The 16,102-nt window shown below is 66.5% G+C and carries 14 protein-coding genes and 2 tRNA genes; 12 read left to right on the top strand and 4 right to left on the bottom strand.

Annotated features, from left to right (window positions below):
• The first annotated feature begins 76 nt into the window (after positions 1-76).
• The 4 genes from ACTIGJ_RS01075 to ACTIGJ_RS01060 all read left to right on the top strand — a co-directional run bounded on the left by ACTIGJ_RS01075 (position 77) and on the right by ACTIGJ_RS01060 (position 2,012).
• The gene (locus ACTIGJ_RS01075; RefSeq protein WP_439638418.1) at positions 77-1,309 is read left to right on the top strand and encodes an aspartate kinase; all 1,233 of its coding nucleotides are present in this window, start codon (positions 77-79) and stop codon (positions 1,307-1,309) included.
• A gap of 231 nt (positions 1,310-1,540) precedes the next feature.
• On the top strand, positions 1,541-1,741 hold the full coding sequence (csrA, locus tag ACTIGJ_RS01070) for a carbon storage regulator CsrA (protein WP_439638417.1): 201 nt from the start codon (positions 1,541-1,543) through the stop codon (positions 1,739-1,741).
• 72 nt (positions 1,742-1,813) lie between these two features.
• Positions 1,814-1,908 (top strand) — tRNA-Ser (locus ACTIGJ_RS01065).
• Positions 1,909-1,935: 27 nt separating this feature from the next.
• A tRNA-Arg gene (locus tag ACTIGJ_RS01060) sits at positions 1,936-2,012 on the top strand.
• Positions 2,013-2,136: 124 nt separating this feature from the next.
• On the opposite strand, the gene ettA is transcribed toward ACTIGJ_RS01060, so the two are convergent.
• A complete protein-coding gene (gene ettA, locus ACTIGJ_RS01055) occupies positions 2,137-3,801 on the bottom strand; it encodes an energy-dependent translational throttle protein EttA (protein ID WP_439638416.1) in 1,665 nt (554 codons plus the stop codon).
• Positions 3,802-4,078: 277 nt separating this feature from the next.
• Between ettA and ACTIGJ_RS01050 the strand changes: the two genes are divergently transcribed.
• From ACTIGJ_RS01050 to ACTIGJ_RS01015, 8 genes are all read left to right on the top strand, one after another.
• Complete coding sequence (locus ACTIGJ_RS01050) at positions 4,079-5,323, top strand: threonine ammonia-lyase (RefSeq protein ID WP_439638415.1); 1,245 nt, start codon at positions 4,079-4,081, stop codon at positions 5,321-5,323.
• Positions 5,324-5,368: 45 nt separating this feature from the next.
• The gene (locus ACTIGJ_RS01045) at positions 5,369-5,875 is read left to right on the top strand and encodes a DUF1993 domain-containing protein (protein ID WP_439638414.1); all 507 of its coding nucleotides are present in this window, start codon (positions 5,369-5,371) and stop codon (positions 5,873-5,875) included.
• The gene (locus tag ACTIGJ_RS01040; RefSeq protein ID WP_439638413.1) at positions 5,872-7,263 is read left to right on the top strand and encodes a lipopolysaccharide biosynthesis protein; all 1,392 of its coding nucleotides are present in this window, start codon (positions 5,872-5,874) and stop codon (positions 7,261-7,263) included. The genes ACTIGJ_RS01045 and ACTIGJ_RS01040 overlap by 4 nt, the downstream gene beginning before the upstream one ends.
• A 62-nt stretch (positions 7,264-7,325) precedes the next feature.
• A complete protein-coding gene (locus ACTIGJ_RS01035; protein ID WP_439638412.1) occupies positions 7,326-9,065 on the top strand; it encodes a fatty acyl-AMP ligase in 1,740 nt (579 codons plus the stop codon).
• A 14-nt stretch (positions 9,066-9,079) separates the two neighbouring features.
• Positions 9,080-10,030, top strand: a complete 951-nt coding sequence (locus tag ACTIGJ_RS01030) for an NAD-dependent epimerase/dehydratase family protein (protein WP_439638644.1) — start codon at positions 9,080-9,082, stop codon at positions 10,028-10,030.
• 167 nt (positions 10,031-10,197) lie between these two features.
• Positions 10,198-10,449, top strand: a complete 252-nt coding sequence (locus tag ACTIGJ_RS01025; protein WP_439638411.1) for an acyl carrier protein — start codon at positions 10,198-10,200, stop codon at positions 10,447-10,449.
• 4 nt (positions 10,450-10,453) lie between these two features.
• The gene (gene spt / locus ACTIGJ_RS01020; protein WP_439638410.1) at positions 10,454-11,743 is read left to right on the top strand and encodes a serine palmitoyltransferase; all 1,290 of its coding nucleotides are present in this window, start codon (positions 10,454-10,456) and stop codon (positions 11,741-11,743) included.
• Positions 11,744-11,956: 213 nt separating this feature from the next.
• Positions 11,957-12,946, top strand: coding sequence for a fatty acid desaturase (locus tag ACTIGJ_RS01015; RefSeq protein ID WP_439638409.1), 990 nt, complete (start codon positions 11,957-11,959; stop codon positions 12,944-12,946).
• A 13-nt stretch (positions 12,947-12,959) separates the two neighbouring features.
• Here ACTIGJ_RS01015 and ACTIGJ_RS01010 read toward each other — a convergent pair whose 3' ends face one another.
• Genes ACTIGJ_RS01010 through ACTIGJ_RS01000 form a run of 3 tightly spaced genes read right to left on the bottom strand, consistent with a single transcriptional unit; the run spans position 12,960 to position 16,044 of the window.
• On the bottom strand, positions 12,960-13,916 hold the full coding sequence (locus ACTIGJ_RS01010) for a hypothetical protein (protein WP_439638408.1): 957 nt from the start codon (positions 13,914-13,916) through the stop codon (positions 12,960-12,962).
• Complete coding sequence (locus ACTIGJ_RS01005; protein ID WP_439638407.1) at positions 13,913-14,878, bottom strand: diacylglycerol/lipid kinase family protein; 966 nt, start codon at positions 14,876-14,878, stop codon at positions 13,913-13,915. The genes ACTIGJ_RS01010 and ACTIGJ_RS01005 overlap by 4 nt, the downstream gene beginning before the upstream one ends.
• The gene (locus tag ACTIGJ_RS01000; RefSeq protein WP_439638406.1) at positions 14,878-16,044 is read right to left on the bottom strand and encodes a CDP-alcohol phosphatidyltransferase family protein; all 1,167 of its coding nucleotides are present in this window, start codon (positions 16,042-16,044) and stop codon (positions 14,878-14,880) included. Before ACTIGJ_RS01000 ends, ACTIGJ_RS01005 begins: the two co-directional genes overlap by 1 nt.
• Positions 16,045-16,102: the final 58 nt, after the last annotated feature.

Here is a 16,102-nt window from a genome sequence, read left to right as displayed (position 1 = left end):
CGACGGTGCCAAACCGTTCGCGCCCGACAACGCCGCGGATCGTCGGTCCGGGGCTCAACAACTGGAAATCGTGTCAATGGCTTTGCTCGTTCACAAGTACGGTGGCACCTCGATGGGCTCGGTCGAGCGCATCGAGCATGTCGCGTCGAAGGTGGCCGCCGCACGCGCGCGTGGCGATCAGGTGGTGGTGGTGGTGTCAGCGATGTCGGGCGAGACCGATCGCTTGATCAAGCTCGCCAAGGCGATCGACCCGCGGCCGGTGTCGCGCGAACTCGACCAGATGATCGCCACCGGCGAGCAGGTGACGATCGCGATGCTGGCGATTGCGCTGGAAAAGATGGGCGTGCGTGCCCGCTCGTACACCGGCGCCCAGGTCGCGATCCGCACCGACCGTGCCTACAACAAGGCGCGCATCCGGCACATCGAGACCGAGCGCCTGCTGGCCGACTGCAACGCCGGCATCGTGCCGGTGGTGGCGGGTTTCCAGGGCATCGACGACGACGGCAACATCACGACGCTCGGCCGTGGCGGCTCCGACACCACCGGTGTCGCGCTGGCCGCTGCGCTGAAGGCGGATGAGTGTCAGATCTACACGGACGTCGACGGTGTCTACACGACCGACCCGCGGGTCGAGCCGAAGGCGCGCCGGCTGAACCGGATCACCTTCGAGGAAATGCTGGAACTGGCGAGCCTCGGCTCCAAGGTGCTGCAGATCCGCTCGGTGGAATTTGCAGGCAAGTACAAGGTGCCGCTGCGCGTGCTGTCGACCTTCGTCGACGGCCCCGGCACGCTGATCACGCTGGATGAAAAGAAGACGGAGAGTGGTGTGGAAGAACCCCTGATTGCCGGCATCGCGTTCAGCCGGGACGAAGCGCAGCTGACCGTGGCCGGCGTGCCGGATCGCCCGGGCATCGCGGCGGCCATTCTTGGCCCGATTGGCGACGCCAATATCGAAGTCGACATGATCGTGCAGAACGTCGGTGCCGATGGCACCACCGATTTCACGTTCACCGTGTCGCGCGGCGAACTCGACCGCGCAGCTGAGGTTTCGCGCAAGGTGGCCGAATCGCTCGGTGCCGCCGGAATCCGCACGGCCACCGATATCTGCAAGGTTTCGCTGGTTGGCGTCGGCATGCGCTCGCACGCTGGCATCGCCGCAAAGATGTTCAAGACGCTGGCAGCGGAAAGCATCAATATCCGGATGATCTCCACTTCCGAAATCAAGATTTCGGTGGTGGTCGAAGACAAGTATCTCGAACTTGCCGTGCGATCACTGCACAAGGCTTTCGATCTCGAACAAGGCCCCTGACGCGGGCAACCCCTCGTTTTGCCAAGGTCTCCCGGCGTATTCGGCGCTCGTCAGGTGGGCGCCGGGTATCGCGTTGATGCCCGAATGACGGCCTTTTGTCGGAATTCACCCGCTGGACCTTTGCATCGCAAACTTTCGTTTCCCCGGCGCGATATCATTTTGATTCGGTAAGTGCACGATCAGACTCGAAATGCAGAGTTTGGCGACAGCCCCGGGTTGCGGAGAACAGCGATGCTGATTTTGACGAGGCGGGTCGGTGAAACCCTGATCATCGGTGAAGACGTGACGGTCACCGTGCTGGGCATCAAGGGCAATCAGGTGCGGATTGGCGTGAAGGCGCCGAAGGATGTGTCGGTGCATCGCGAAGAAATCTTCGAGCGGATTCGCGTGGAGCGTGGCGAAGATCCGGGCACCACGGACGGGCACGATTGATTGCAGAAAACGCTTTACGCGCAGGGGCTTTCAACCTATAATGTCGTTCTGTTGCAAGGCTCTCAGAGCTGTGGAGAGATGGCCGAGTGGCCGAAGGCGCTCCCCTGCTAAGGGAGTATAGGGTCTTAAAAACCTTATCGAGGGTTCGAATCCCTCTCTCTCCGCCACCAGGCGGCACGCAGCAAAGATCAAGAGCGCTCGTAGCTCAGTTGGATAGAGCACCTGGCTACGAACCAGGGGGTCGGAGGTTCGAATCCTTCCGAGCGCACCATCAGGCAGCATATGAAAAACCCGATGATCACTCATCGGGTTTTTTGTTTTTCAGCCGCCTGAAACCGGAATTGTGGGACGGAGCTGCGTGAAAGGCAATTTGCCTTCCACGCAGCGGATCACCGTCAGGCCAGTTTCTTGTGGCGTGCGCGGCGATTCACGCCGGGCTCCGAGCCGGTACGGCGGCGGAAATCGTCCTCGTATTCGCGGTAATTGCCTTCCAGGAAGACGATTTCGCCGGAGTCCTCGAACGCCAGGATGTGAGTGGCGACGCGGTCGAGGAACCAGCGGTCATGGGAGATCACCAGCGCGCAGCCGGCGAAGTTGAGGACGGCCTCCTCGAGCGCGCGCAAGGTTTCGACGTCGAGATCGTTGGTCGGTTCGTCGAGCATCAGCACGTTGCCGCCGGTCAGCAGCATCTTGGCCAGATGCACGCGGTTGCGTTCGCCGCCGGACAGTTCCTTCAGCCGCTTGCCCTGCGCTTCGCCCTTGAAGTTGAAGCGGCCGATGTAGGCCCGGCTCGGCATCTCGAACGAGCCGGCGCGGATGATGTCCTGACCCTGGCTGATTTCCTCGAACACCGTCTTGTCGCCGTCGAGGGCGTCACGGCTCTGATCGACATAGGCGAATTTCACGGTCTCGCCGATGCGGATCGAGCCGGCGGCAGGCGTCTCGGTGCCGAGCAGCAGCTTGAACAGCGTGGTCTTGCCGCGGCCGTTGGCGCCGATGATGCCGACGATCGCGCCCTTCGGCACCGTGAAATTCAGGCCTTCATACAAGGTCCGGTCGCCGAATTTCATGGCGACGTCCTTGACCTCGATGACCATGTCGCCGAGACGCGGACCGGGCGGGATATAGAGCTCCTGCGTCTCGGCGCGGGCTTGGTATTCCTGCGAGGCCAGTTCCTCGTAGGCCTTGATGCGCGCCTTCGACTTCGACTGCCGGCCTTTCGGGTTCTTGCGTACCCATTCGAGTTCTTCCGACAGCGCTTTCTGGCGCGCGTCTTCCGACTTTTCTTCCTGCTTCAGGCGGTTGGTCTTCTGCTCCAGCCAGCTCGAATAATTGCCCTGCCAGGGAATGCCGTGGCCGCGGTCGAGTTCGAGAATCCAGCCGGCGACGTTGTCGAGGAAGTAGCGGTCATGGGTGACCGCGATGATGGTGCCCGGGAAATCCTTGAGAAACTTTTCCAGCCAGGCGACCGATTCGGCGTCGAGATGGTTGGTCGGTTCGTCGAGCAGGATCATGTCCGGCTTCGACAGCAGCAGCCGGCACAGCGCCACGCGACGGCGTTCGCCGCCGGACAGCTTGGTGACATCGGCTTCCCAAGGCGGCAGGTTCAGCGCTTCGGCGGCCTTGTCCATGATCACGTTGAGGTTGTGACCATCGAGCGCTTCGAGTTTCGCTTCCAGTTCCTGCTGCTTGGCGGACAGCTTGTCGAAGTCGGCATTTTCTTCGGCGTACGCCGCGTAGACGGCATCGAGCGCGGCCTGGGTGTCGGTGATTTCCTTCAGCGCTTCCTCGACGTTGCCGCGCACGTCCTTGGCCGGATCAAGCTGCGGTTCCTGCGGCAGGTAGCCGACCTTCAAGCCCGGCATCGGCCGCGCTTCGCCGGTGAATTCCTTGTCGACGCCGGCCATGATCTTCAGCAGGGTCGATTTACCGGAGCCGTTGTAGCCAAGCACGCCGATCTTGGCGCCCGGGAAGAAGCTCAGGGAAATGTTGCGCAGGATTTCCTTCTTCGGCGGAACGGTCTTGCCGACCCGGTTCATCGTGTAGACGTATTGGCTCATGGCGGCGTGCAGGCTCGAAACGGCGGTCGCGGGGAATCGCAGGGCGCGGATTATCCGCGAGTCACCGAGAGCGCGCCAAGGGCACGCCAAGATCGGCTGAGAATGCGATCGCCCACGCGAGAAAAAGCAACCGAAGCCGGGCGGAAATGACCAAGCCACACAGCGGCCTCTGCGCCGGCTGGCCCGCAGAGGAGTAGCTTCCGCTTCGACCGGAACCACGGCTGGGGCGTGGACGGCGCGCCCCTATAATCCGGCGAGTTCCTTTCGAGTCATTGCCATGAGCGAGCCTCTCGCGATCAGCGTGGACGATGTCCGCGACGCCGCGCGGGTCATCGACGGCCAGATCCTGCGCACGCCCTGTGCGCCGTCGAAGGTGTTGTCGAAGCTGACCGGGGCCGAGGTCTGGCTGAAGTTCGAGAACTTTCAGTTCACCGCCTCGTTCAAGGAACGCGGCGCACTGAACAAGCTCGCACGGCTGACATCCGCCGAACGGGCCGCCGGCGTGGCGGCGATGTCGGCCGGCAACCACGCTCAGGCGGTGGCCTATCACGCGACGCGGCTGGGCATCCGCAGCGTCATCGTGATGCCGGTCAACACGCCGTTCACCAAGGTACGCAACACCCGTGATCTGGGCGGCGAGGTGATCCTGCACGGTGCGACGCTGGGTGACGCCTTCGACTATATGCAGCGCGAGCTGGTCGAGGCGCGCGGCATGACGCTGGTGCACCCGTACGACGATCCGCAGGTGATGGCCGGGCAGGGCACCATCGCGCTGGAGATGCTGGCCGACGTGCCGGAACTCGACACCCTGGTGATCCCGATCGGTGGCGGCGGCCTGTTTTCCGGCAACGCGGTCGCGGCACGCGCAGTGCGGCCGGCGCTGCGGTTGGTCGGCGTCGAATCGGCCGGCTACTGCTCCGCCTACGCGGCGCTGCAGGGCGACCCGGCACTGGTTCGCGGTGGCCCGACGATCGCCGAAGGCATTGCCGTCAAGGGCATCGGCCGCCGCACGCTTCCGGTGATCGCCGCGCTGGCGGATGAGCTGGTGCGGGTCGACGAGCCGGCGATCGAGCGGGCCGTCGGCCTGCTGGCCAATGTCGAGAAAGTGGTCGCCGAAGGCGCTGGCGCCACTGGGCTTGCGGCGCTGCTGGCCGATCCCGCCCGGTATGCAGGCCGCAAGGTGGGCCTGCTGGTCTGCGGCGGCAACATCGACCCGCGCCTGCTGGCCTCGGTGCTGCTGCGCCAGCTGGTGCATGAATCGCGGCTGGTGAACCTGTCGATCGAGATCGAGGACAGCCCTGGCTTTCTGGCTCGGGTGGCCGGCTGCGTCGGCACGGCTGGCGGCAACATCGTGCAGGTGCACCACGAGCGGCTGTCGGCCGGCCGCCACGCCAAGAGCGCGACCTTGGAGATGCTCATCGAGGCGCAGGACGAGGCCCACAGTGGCCAGATTCTCGGCGCCCTGACGGCGGCCGGCTTCATCGCGCACCGGCAGCACGGCGGCTACGGCGAGTTCGAGTAAGCTGCGCCGCCGCGATTTCCGCCGCCGGCGCCCGAGGGGACCTTCATGACGATTTCGATGTACCAGGCTTCGATTCCGGTGTTTCTGCGGGCGCTCGACAACCTGTCGGCGATCCTCGACATCGGGGCTGCCCACGCGGCGGCGAAGCAGCTCGACCCGCTGGTGCTGACCGGCGCGCGGCTGTACCCGGACATGTTTCCGTTCTCGCGGCAGGTGCAGATCGCTTGCGACATGGTGAAGGGCGGCGCCGCGCGACTGGCGGGCGTTGAGCCGCCGCCGCGCGCCGACACCGAAAAGACCTTTGCCGAGCTGAAGGAGCGCATCGACTGGACTGCGGCCTTCCTGCGCCGCTTCGACGCCGAGCAGATCGACGGTTCGGAAGATCGCCCGATCGTCATCCGGACGCCGTTCGGTGAACTCCATTTCACGGGCCAGCGCTACCTGCTCGGCTTCGTGCTGCCGAACCTGTATTTCCATTCGACGACCGCCTACAACCTGTTGCGGCACTCCGGCGTGGAACTGGGCAAGCGCGATTTCCTCGGCCCGGCGTGAGCAGCCGGTCGCCGATCGAGGCGGCGGCGGATGCCGAGCCCGCACTGAAGGCCATTCCCGAGCCGGAAGCTGGCGGCGGCACCCTGCGCCAGATCCTGTCGAACGCCGGCATCCTGCTGGGCGGCAAGGCCCTCAACGGCGCGCTGAGCCTGGGGGCGACGGCACTGGCGGCGCGCGCGCTGGGCGTCGATGCCTTCGGCGTGCTGGTGCTGGTGCATGCGTACGTGCAGACGATCGGCGAAATCGCCAAGTTCCAGTCCTGGCAGGCGTTGCTGCAGTACGGCACGGCACCGCTCGATGCCGGGCGGATCGGCGAGTTCCAGCGCGTGCTGCGCTTCAGCCTGCTGCTGGATGCCCTGAGCGGCGTCGGCGGCGTGATCATCGCGCTGCTCGGCGTGCTGCTGCTGGGCAGCACGCTCGGCTGGCCGGCGGCGCTGTCGCCGGAGGTAGGGCTCTACTCGCTGGTCATCGTGTTCATGGTCAGCGCCACGCCGACCGGCGCGCTGCGTCTGCTCGACCGCTTCGATCTGCTTGCCTGGCAAAGCGCCATCGATTCCTGGGTGCGGGTCATCGGAGCCCTGATCGCCTGGAAGCTGGGCGCCGGGCTGACCGCCTTCCTGGCGATCTGGTTCGCCGGCCAGGTCGTCGCCTTCGTGTTCCTGTTCGGCGCGGCGCTGACCACCTTGCGGGCAAGAGGCGCGCTGGCCGGCTTCCGCCTGCGCGCCAGCGGATCGTTGACTGAAGGTTTCCCGGGGCTGTGGTCGTTCGTCTGGTCGACCAACCTCAATTCGACGCTGGCGCTGGCTTTCACTCACGTCAGCACCTTAATGGTCGGTGCCTTGCTGGGCGCCCGTGACGCCGCCCTGTTCCGCGTCGCCAAGCAACTGGGCGATGCGGTGGCCAAGCCGGCCAAGCTGATCGTGCCGGCGCTCTATCCGGAACTGGCTCGTCTGGCTGCCGCGCAGGACTGGATCAAGCTGCGGCGCCTGGTCTGGCAGCTGGCGCTGGCGGCTGGTGGCGCTGCGTCGCTGCTGCTGGTGGTGGCAGCCGCGATCCGGGAACCGGCGCTGCGCTTTCTGATCGGCGAGTCGTTCGTGCCGGCCAAGGACGTGCTGCTGTGGCTGCTCGGCGCGTCGGTGGTCAGCCTGTGGGCATTGCCGCTGGAGCCGCTGCTGATGTCGACCGGCGGGGCCGGTGCAGCGTTCCGGATGCGCCTGCTGGTGACCAGCCTGTATCTGCCATTTCTGTACGCGGCGACGGTTCAAGGCGGGCTGACGGCGACCGGCGCGGCCTCGGTGATCGGGGCGCTGATGCTGTTTGCGGGGCAGCTCTGGCTGGTCCTGCGCTGGTACCGGCGGACCCGGCCAGTAGGTATAGATGTCGGGTAGTCCGGCACAGACTATGCGTTACAATTTCAGCGCATCTCCAACTTCAAGCCCTGCCTCGATCGATGACTCTTCCCACCCCCACGACGAGCGAGCTCGCCCGCTACCGGCCCGCTGATTTCACGACCTTGCCGGAGGCGCTGGACTACGCCGCGCAGGGCGCGACCGGCATGAATTTCTATTCCGGCAAGGGGATTCTGACCGAAGCGCTGAGCTACAAGCAGCTGCGCGAACAGAGCCTGGTGCTGGCTCGCAAGCTGATCAGCTGCGGCCTGAAGCAGGGCGATCGCGTCGCGCTGATCGCCGAATCCGATGGCGACTTCGCGCGCGCCTTCTTCGCCTGCGAGTACGCCGGCCTGGTGCCGACGGCGCTACCGCTGCCGGCGGCGTTCGGCGGCCGTGCGGCCTATGTCGCCCATATCCGCCGGATGATCGAGATCGCCGATGCGTCGGCCGCCTTCACGCCGGCTTCTCTGGCCGAATGGCTGGCCGAAGCGGTGGAAGGCCTGAATCTCAAGGTGGCCGGCACCCTGTCGGTGCTGGATGCCGTCGCGGAAGATCCGGCGCCGCTGCCGTCGGTCGGTGCCGACGATTTCTGCTACCTGCAGTTCTCGTCGGGCAGCACGCGTTTCCCGCTCGGTGTCGCGGTGACCCAGCGGGCGCTGATGGCCAATACCCGCGGCATCGCCTGCCATGGACTGAACATCGGCCCGACCGATCGCTGCAGCTCATGGCTGCCGCTGTATCACGACATGGGGCTGATCGGCTTCCTGCTGACGCCGCTGGTCTGCCAGATCTCGGTCGACATGTTCCCGACCCGCGATTTCGCGCGCCGGCCGCTGCTCTGGCTGGAGCTGATCTCCCGCAATGGCGGCACGCTGTCGTACAGCCCGTCGTTCGGCTACGAGCTGGCGGCGCGGCGCGCCGAGACGGCGTCGGCGGAAGGGCTGGATCTGTCGAAGTGGCGCGGCGCCGGAATCGGCGGCGACATGGTGCGTCCGGAGCCGCTGGCGAAATTCGCCGCCCAGTTCGCACCGAACGGTTTCAAGGCGTCCGCCTTCGTGCCCAGCTACGGCATGGCGGAAACGGCGCTGGCGCTGAGCTTCGCACCGCTGGGCCAGGGCATTCGCTACGACACCCTCGACAGCCAAGCCCTGGAAAGCCGCAATGTCGCCATCGTGGCGTCGGCCGACAGCGAACGGCGCCGCGACTTCGTGCTCTGCGGTCCGGCACTGCCGGAGCACGATATCGAAGTGCGTGACGGCGCCGGCAAGCCGCTGGCGGAAGGCCAGGTCGGCCGTATCTACGCCCGCGGCCCGAGCATGATGCATTCGTACTACGGCCAGCAGGAAGCAACCGAAGCCGTGCTGGCGGCCGATGGCTGGCTCGACACCGGCGACCTCGGCTACTTCCGCAACGGTCAGATCGTCATCACCGGTCGCGCCAAGGACCTGATCATCGTCAACGGCCGCAACATCTGGCCACAGGACCTGGAGTGGACGGTCGAGCGCGAGATCGACGCGCTGCGCAGCGGTGACGTTGCGGCCGTGTCGGTCGATGACGGTGGCGTGGAACGCATCGTCGTGCTGGTCGAGTTCCGTACCGCCGATGACGACACCCGCGACGGCCTGAAGAAGGAAGTCGCCGGCTTGCTGCGGCTGCGCCACGGCGTCGAAACCGATGTCGTCACGATCCCGCCGCGCGCCTTGCCGCGCACGTCGTCGGGCAAGCTGAGCCGGTCGAAGGCAAAGGCGCTGTACCTGCAGGGCAGCTTCGCCGCTGCTGCTGCGGCACCGACCAGTTGATCGGGGCCGATCGGGTGCCGTTGACGGTCGCCGTCACCGGCTCGACAGGATTTCTGGGCCAGGCGGTGATCGCCGAATTGGCGCGCCGCGACTGCCATCTCCGGCTGCTGGCGCGCCGAGAACCTTTGTCGCTGGCCGCTGCCGCCGACGTTCATCCAGACATCGTCCTCGGCGCGCTGGACGATCCTGACGCGCTGGCGCGGCTGGTGCAGGGCGTTGATGTCGTGCTGCATATCGCGGGCGCCATCAAGGCAGCGGACGATGCGGGCTACCTGCGCGTCAACCGCGACGGCTCGCGAGCCCTGGCCGAGCAAGTCGCCCGGCATGCGCCGAAGGCTCATTTCATCCAGGTATCGAGCCTTGCCGCACGCCACCCGGAGCTGTCGGGCTACGCGGCCAGCAAGCGCGCCGCAGAGCAGGCGGTGCTCGACGTGCTTGGGCCCGAGCGCGTCAGCGTCATCCGGCCGCCGGCCATCTACGGTCCCGGTGACCGGGAAACGATGATCTTCTTCGAACTGGCCAGCCGGAAGATGGTGCCGCTGCCGGGCAAGCCGACGGCACGGATCGCCCTGATCCATGTCGAGGACGCTGCCCGCCTGCTGGTCGAGCGGGTGTTCGGCGCGCCTACCGGTCGGGTTCAGGCGATCGCCGACGGCCAGCCGGCGGGGTACGCTTGGCAGGACATTCTGGGTGCTGCCTGCGCGGCGGTCGGCAATACATCGCCGCGCTATTTTTCGCTGCCGAGCGGGCTGGTCAGGCTGGTGGGTGGCGGAGCCGGCGCAATTGCAAGCATTGTCGGCAAAGCTGGCATGGTCAGTGCCGGGAAGATTCGCGAATTGCTGCACGAGGACTGGGCGGTGCAGGCCAGCGAGCTGCTTCGCGAAGCCGATGCCGAACCGCGCCATCGCTTGGTCGAAGGATTCGCTGCAACGGCCCAGTGGTATCGGAAAGCCGGCTGGTTGTAGGCTGCAAGTGTTTGAAAGCGTTACGGCAGTGCAGGTCCGGCGTGTGAAAGCGCTATGACAAAACCATTTCCCTTGCTTTACAATCCGTTGATTCGGCCGATGATTCGGGACCGCCTGTCGTGCGGAATTGTGGGTGGCCGTAGCGGATATCAGGAGAAGAGTTGCAGATGACCGAGACTTCGCGCGATTCGCAAGCCGAAATCATTGATGGACTGCGGCAATTGCTGAAGAAGCAGGTGCCTCTGGACGCCTCGACCAATATCGTCCGCGATCTTCAACTCGATTCCCTGGCGGTGATGGACTTCATCATGTCGCTGGAGGACCGCTTCGAAATTGTGATCCCGCTCGACCGCGTCGCCGAGGTGGAAACGCTCGGCGAACTGGCGCGAGTGGTTGACGAACTGCGCGGAAGGAACTGAGCTAGTGAGCATTCTTTCGAAGTTTGCCCCGCTGCGGCAGACGTATGACTCGTTGCGGTCGGTCGGGCAAAACCCGTTCGAGATGGTATTCGAGGACATGCTGTCTTCGACCGAAGGTGTCTACAAGGGTCGCAAGACGATCCTGCTCGGCACCAACAACTATCTCGGCCTGACGTTTGACGAAGCCTGCATCGAGGAAGCCGTCGCCGCCGTTCGCGCGCACGGCACCGGTACCACCGGTTCGCGCATCGCCAATGGCAGCTACGGCACGCACCGCGAGCTGGAAAGCAGCCTTGCGCAGTACTTCGGTCGCAAGCACTGCATGGTGTTCTCGACCGGGTACCAGGCAAACCTCGGCATGCTGTCGACCCTGGCCGGCAAGGGCGACTACCTGCTGCTCGACACCGATAGCCACGCCAGCATTTATGATGGTGCCCGCCTCGGTCACGCCGAAGTCGTGCGCTTCCGTCACAACGATCCGGATGACCTCTACAAGCGCCTGAAGCGCCTGTCGGACCTGCCGGGCGAGAAGCTGGTCGTGGTCGAAGGCATCTACTCGATGCTCGGCGACACTGCTCCGCTGCGCGAATTCGCCGACGTCAAGCGCCAGATGGGCGCCTGGCTGATGGTCGATGAAGCGCATTCCCTCGGCGTGCTCGGTGCTAACGGCCGCGGTCTGGCCGAAGAAGCCGGCGTCGAAGCGGATTGCGACTTCGTGGTCGGCACGTTCTCGAAGAGCCTCGGCAGTGTCGGCGGCTTCTGCGTGTCGAACATCGATGACTTCGACGTTTTGCGCGTGGCTTGCCGCCCGTACATGTTTACCGCGTCGCTGCCGCCGTCGATCATGGCGTCGACGATCATGGCGCTGCGTCGCATGCAGGACGAGCCGGAGCGCCGGCAGCGCCTGCACGAGAACGCCCAGCGGCTGTACCACGGCCTGCGCAAGCTCGGTTTCACTGTTGGGCCGCAGTGCAGCCCTATCGTTTCGGTGGCCGTTTCGGACGCACCGCTGGCCGTCGAGTTCTGGAACCGCCTACTGGAAGGCGGCGTCTACCTGAATCTGGCGCTGCCGCCGGCCACGCCGACGCCGGCGCCGCTGCTGCGGTCGAGCGTCAGCGCCGTGCACACGCCGGCGCAGATCGACCGCGCGGTGCAGTTGTTCGAGGCAGTCGGCCGTCAGCTTGGCGTGCTGCCGCCGGTGGTCAACGCAGCGCGCAAGCGCCAGGCTCCGGTCGCGACGCCGATTCCGGGGCATGCGGAAGTGGCGATGGTGGCGTCCGGCGGCGCTCGCTAAGCGCTGCTGGCTGCGACCGACTGATCAGAGAAGCCCGGGCAACCGGGCTTTTTTTGTGGCCGGCGCGCCACCCATCGGATGCCGGTCGGCTGCACGGCGGTTGCGATGGCTGGAATGACCGCTGCCGCTTATGCTCGCGGACACTCGCCGGACCCGCGCCAGTGACGCTCCTGACGCTCCGGCTGACGATTTCCCGTTTTGGATACACCCTCGATGAATCGCGATTTCATTTACTCCGACGCTCCCGTTTCGCACACCCTGCGCCGCCGTGACATCGCGGCCCGACACCCTGAAGTCCGCGCGCTCAACGGTCGCCATCCGGCGTCCGCGCTGTGGATCGTCGGACTGGTGGCCGTGCAATGGCTGGTAGCCGCCCAGATGCCGCAGGTCGATGGCTGGTTGGTGGTGGCGCTGGCGTTCCTGTTCGGCGCCTTCGTCAACCATGCGCTGTACGTGATGATCCACGAGTGCACGCACAGCCTCGTTTTCGCGTCGAGCACCCTGAATCGGCTGTTCGCGATCATCTGCGATTTCGCGCTGGTGCTGCCGTCGGCGATGGGCTTCCGCAAGTTCCACCTGCACCATCACCGCTACCTGGGCCAGTACGACATGGACCCGGACATCGTCAGTCACCGCGAAGCGCGCCTGATCGGCAACGCCGCGTGGCGCAAGGCGGCGTGGATCGCACTGCTGCCGGTTTCGCAGGCGCTGCGGCCGATGAAGCTGAAGGCGACCCAGGGCGTGTCGCTGTGGGATGCCTGGACGGTCGGCAACCTGCTGGCGGTGATCGCGGTCAACGTCGCGATCTGGCAGTTCCTGGGAGCCGAAGCGCTGGCCTACCTGACGCTGTCGACGCTGTTCGCGCTGGGCCTGCACCCGCTGGGTGGGCGCTGGATCCAGGAGCATCACGTCACCCAGGAAGGCCAGGACACCTATTCGTACTACGGCGTGCTGAACAAGGTCTGCTTCAACATGGGCTATCACAACGAGCACCACGATTTCCCGAGCGTGCCGTGGAACCGCCTGCCGCGTCTGCGCGAGATCGCGCCGGAGTCCTACGACAACCTCAAGTCCTACGATTCCTGGCTGGCCGTGCTGCGCCACTTCATCTTCACGCCGACCATGTCCGGCTTCAGCCGCATCGTCCACCCGTCGACCGTTCCGGCCGGTGCGGCACCGGCAGCCGCCACCCAGGAAGACTGAGGCGGCGAGCGGTTCAGCGGATCGCGCCGCGCTTGCGCAACTGCCACAGCACGTACGGCGACGCCAGGATCGGATGGCGCCGCTGCCAGGGCGTCAGTTCCATGCGCACGCCGCTGTGCCGCTCGATCTTCCAGAGCACATAGTCGACCCCACCGTCGAAGGTGTAGGCGCTCTTCATCAGCCGCACGAAGTTCAGCGGCTTGCCGAGCAGATGGCGCAATGACCAGCCGCTGGCTGCCAGCCACCGGGCAACGGCGCTGACGGCAGGTCGCAGCCGGCCGTCGCTCAGGGTCTCGAAACGCAGCGAATCGGCAGCCCAGGCCAGCGGCAGCAGGCGGTCGTAGCGCTCGCCGCCGTAGGCCATCAGGCTGTCGGTGCGGCTGGCTTTCTCGACCCGCAGTTCGGCGCCGTAGGTGCGCTTGAACAGCGCCTGCCAGTAATCGTTGGCGACCCCGATCGCCGGGCCGAGCCGGCCCGCCCAGCCGGCGGCGCTGATCACCGCATCGGTCACTGCCGCGACGGCCGCGTCCCGGCTGGCGGCATCGCGATGCCAGGCCAGTGCCGCCGGCTGCGAATAGCGCGCCCACATCGTGGTGTCGAGCCCGCTGCGGCGCATCGCCCGGCGGAACTGGTCGGCGCGCAGCACCGCCACCTTGGCGCGCAGCGTCTGGCCCTGCCACTGCGGTTCGAGGTACAGGATGCTCGGCGGCAGGATGCGGTTCGCGGCGGCCGGCAGCCAGCGGCCGGGGCCGTACCAGCCGCGCAGGCTATCGACCAGAACGTAGTAGTCGAGCACGCCGTCGAGCGCGCCGCTGCGCAGGTTGGAGCCGTAGAACAGCACGGCCGTCGCCGCGCCGTGGCCGCGGGCGGCGAGCATCTCGGCGACATCGGTGATCGCCGGCGGCAGCGGCAGCGCCAGTTCGGTGGCCACCGCATCGCGCAGTGCCGCGCGTGCTGCGTCCGGGTTCATGGCGGCCCCGAGGAGAAGAAGTCCAGCGCCGGCCCGGCATGCAGTTCGACCTCGCCGTAGGCGCCCGGCGTGTAGGCCTCGCCGTCGATCACCAGCGGCGCTTCCAGGCGCAGGACCAGCTGTTGCGCGCCGCCACTGCGATAGGCCGGCGATTCGCGCATCCAGCGGCTGGGCTGCCCGCGCAGCAGGCCGGGCAGGCTGCGGGTGAAGCGCGGCGGCGGCGCATCGATGTCGAGCCAGCGCAACGGCGCATCGCCATGGTCGTAGAACGGCCAGAGGCCGCCGAACAGGCAGTGCAGGCTGGTGGTCAGGAACAGGAAGCGCTGGCGATCCTCGACCGCGCTGCCATCGACGCCGATGCCCATGCTGACGCCCGCCTGCCACTCGTTGCCGCGGCCGCCGGCCAGGGTCTGCCAGAGCGCGCTGGCCATCGTCACGAACAGCGCCGGGCCGTGCAGGAAGCCCTTGTCGTGGACCGCGCCGAGCGCCAGCCGCCAGCCGCGATAGAACGCCGCAGCGCCGATGAAGAAGCCGAGCACCGGCGGCCGCGAGCCATCTGGCCAGCGGGCTTCGATCGGCTGGCGGCGACGAACCTCGCCGCCGCCGGCGGCCAGCGTGTCGAGCAGGCGCTGCAGCGCGGCCGGACCGTGGCCAGCGCCGCCGACATCGTGGGTGGCCAGGTTGGCGTTGCCGCCGGCCATCAGCATCAAGGTTGGCAGCCGTTCAGGGAACGCGGCGGGAAGGGCGGTCATGACGTCGCGCAGCGTGCCATCGCCGCCGTCGACGATCAGGTGGCTGAGGCCGCGACCTGCGTATTCGGCCACCACGCCGGGGATGTCGTCGGCAGAGCGGGGATCGAGCCGCAGCAGGTCGACGCCGTTCGGCACCACCACTTCGGACAGCCGGTCGCCGACGCGGCGATTCCGCTGGCTGTTGGGATTGCGGATGAGGCCGACCCGCATTACTGGCTCAGCCAGGAGGTGATCGGTCCATGCCGCCGCGCCGCCAGCGCCTGCAGGATCTGCACGGCGTGCACGACCAGGCTCAGCGCCGTCCACAAGCCGACCAGCCAGATGCCGAGGTTGGGATAGCCGGCCAGCGCCAGCGGCGTGAGGATCACCAGGTTCGGATTGCGCCGCGCGGTGATCTGCCGGAAGAAGCTGTCGAACGGCCGCCAGACATGCGGATGCATGCCGAACTGCCATTCGAAGATGCCCTCGAAGATGCGCTGCACGACGTAGCCGCCGACGATCACCCACAGCAGCAGGCCGTCGAAGGGCGTTGCCAGACCGGCGGCGCCGAGGCCGACGATCCAGGCCCACCACCAGAACGGCGGATGGACGAGATCGATGCCGTGGTCGAAGACGTTGCCCCACTTCGACGAGGTCAGGGTCACGCGCGCCAGCTTGCCGTCGACGGTGTCGAGGAAGGTCATGATCCAGGCGCTGACCAGGCCGCTCAGGTAGTGGCCGTGCCAGAACGCCCAGAACGAATAGATCACGCCGATTGCGCCGATCGAGGTCACCATGTTCGGGCTCAGGCCCAGCTTGGCGCACCAGCGGGTGACGACTTCCGCCGGTCGCGGCCACCAGTATTTGGTGACGAAGTCGGTGACGCCCTTGTAGCTGCCGTTGAACATCCGCCGTTCGACCGCCGCTCGCGTGTCCGGCGTCAGTCGCAGCAGATACGGCGATTCCTTCTTGCGCAGCTCGTGGTTGTAGGTGCCGCCGACCTCGTCCGGGCCGAGCCGCTGCAGGGTGTCCGGCAGCGGGTCGGCGCCGCCATCGAGCAGCGCGATCGCCGCCAGCAGCTGGCCGGCCTCGACATGAGCGGCCACCGGCCGCTGCGTGGCCGGTTCGATCACCAGCGTGCCCGGCCGCTGGGCAAGGCCGACGACGATGGAAACGTCGAACACCCAGTCGTTCGACAGCACCACGACGGTACCGCCGACGATGTCGCCGAGCCGGTCCGCGCTGCGCACCTCGGAAACGCCGGCGCGCTTCAGGCAGCGGCTCAGTCGCTCGGTCGACGACATGCCCCAGAGCAGGGTGCTGTTGCGGCCGGTGATCACGCCGCACGCAGCGCGTGGGCCCGGGGACGGCGGGGAAGGAGAGGCGGCGGAAGTCATCAAGCGGGATCGTCAAAAAAAGCGCCGTATTATGGTGCAAAGCGGCAACCGGTCTGTG

Origin of the sequence: Nevskia sp., from assembly GCF_051860985.1 — a bacterium.
GTDB lineage: Bacteria > Pseudomonadota > Gammaproteobacteria > Nevskiales > Nevskiaceae > Nevskia.
This window is presented reverse-complemented; position numbering and strand designations above follow the sequence as displayed.

What these genes read in the sequence shown, in the direction of transcription:
- ettA (WP_439638416.1), bottom strand. Translation starts at nt 3,801, where the DNA reads ATGAGCCAATACGTCTACACGATGAACCGGGTCGGCAAGACCGTTCCG.
- ACTIGJ_RS01045 (WP_439638414.1), top strand. Translation starts at nt 5,369, where the DNA reads ATGACGATTTCGATGTACCAGGCTTCGATTCCGGTGTTTCTGCGGGCG.
- ACTIGJ_RS01015 (WP_439638409.1), top strand. Translation starts at nt 11,957, where the DNA reads ATGAATCGCGATTTCATTTACTCCGACGCTCCCGTTTCGCACACCCTG.
- csrA (WP_439638417.1), top strand. Translation starts at nt 1,541, where the DNA reads ATGCTGATTTTGACGAGGCGGGTCGGTGAAACCCTGATCATCGGTGAA.
- ACTIGJ_RS01010 (WP_439638408.1), bottom strand. Translation starts at nt 13,916, where the DNA reads ATGAACCCGGACGCAGCACGCGCGGCACTGCGCGATGCGGTGGCCACC.
- ACTIGJ_RS01075 (WP_439638418.1), top strand. Translation starts at nt 77, where the DNA reads ATGGCTTTGCTCGTTCACAAGTACGGTGGCACCTCGATGGGCTCGGTC.
- ACTIGJ_RS01050 (WP_439638415.1), top strand. Translation starts at nt 4,079, where the DNA reads ATGAGCGAGCCTCTCGCGATCAGCGTGGACGATGTCCGCGACGCCGCG.
- ACTIGJ_RS01000 (WP_439638406.1), bottom strand. Translation starts at nt 16,044, where the DNA reads ATGACTTCCGCCGCCTCTCCTTCCCCGCCGTCCCCGGGCCCACGCGCT.
- ACTIGJ_RS01005 (WP_439638407.1), bottom strand. Translation starts at nt 14,878, where the DNA reads ATGCGGGTCGGCCTCATCCGCAATCCCAACAGCCAGCGGAATCGCCGC.
- ACTIGJ_RS01025 (WP_439638411.1), top strand. Translation starts at nt 10,198, where the DNA reads ATGACCGAGACTTCGCGCGATTCGCAAGCCGAAATCATTGATGGACTG.
- ACTIGJ_RS01035 (WP_439638412.1), top strand. Translation starts at nt 7,326, where the DNA reads ATGACTCTTCCCACCCCCACGACGAGCGAGCTCGCCCGCTACCGGCCC.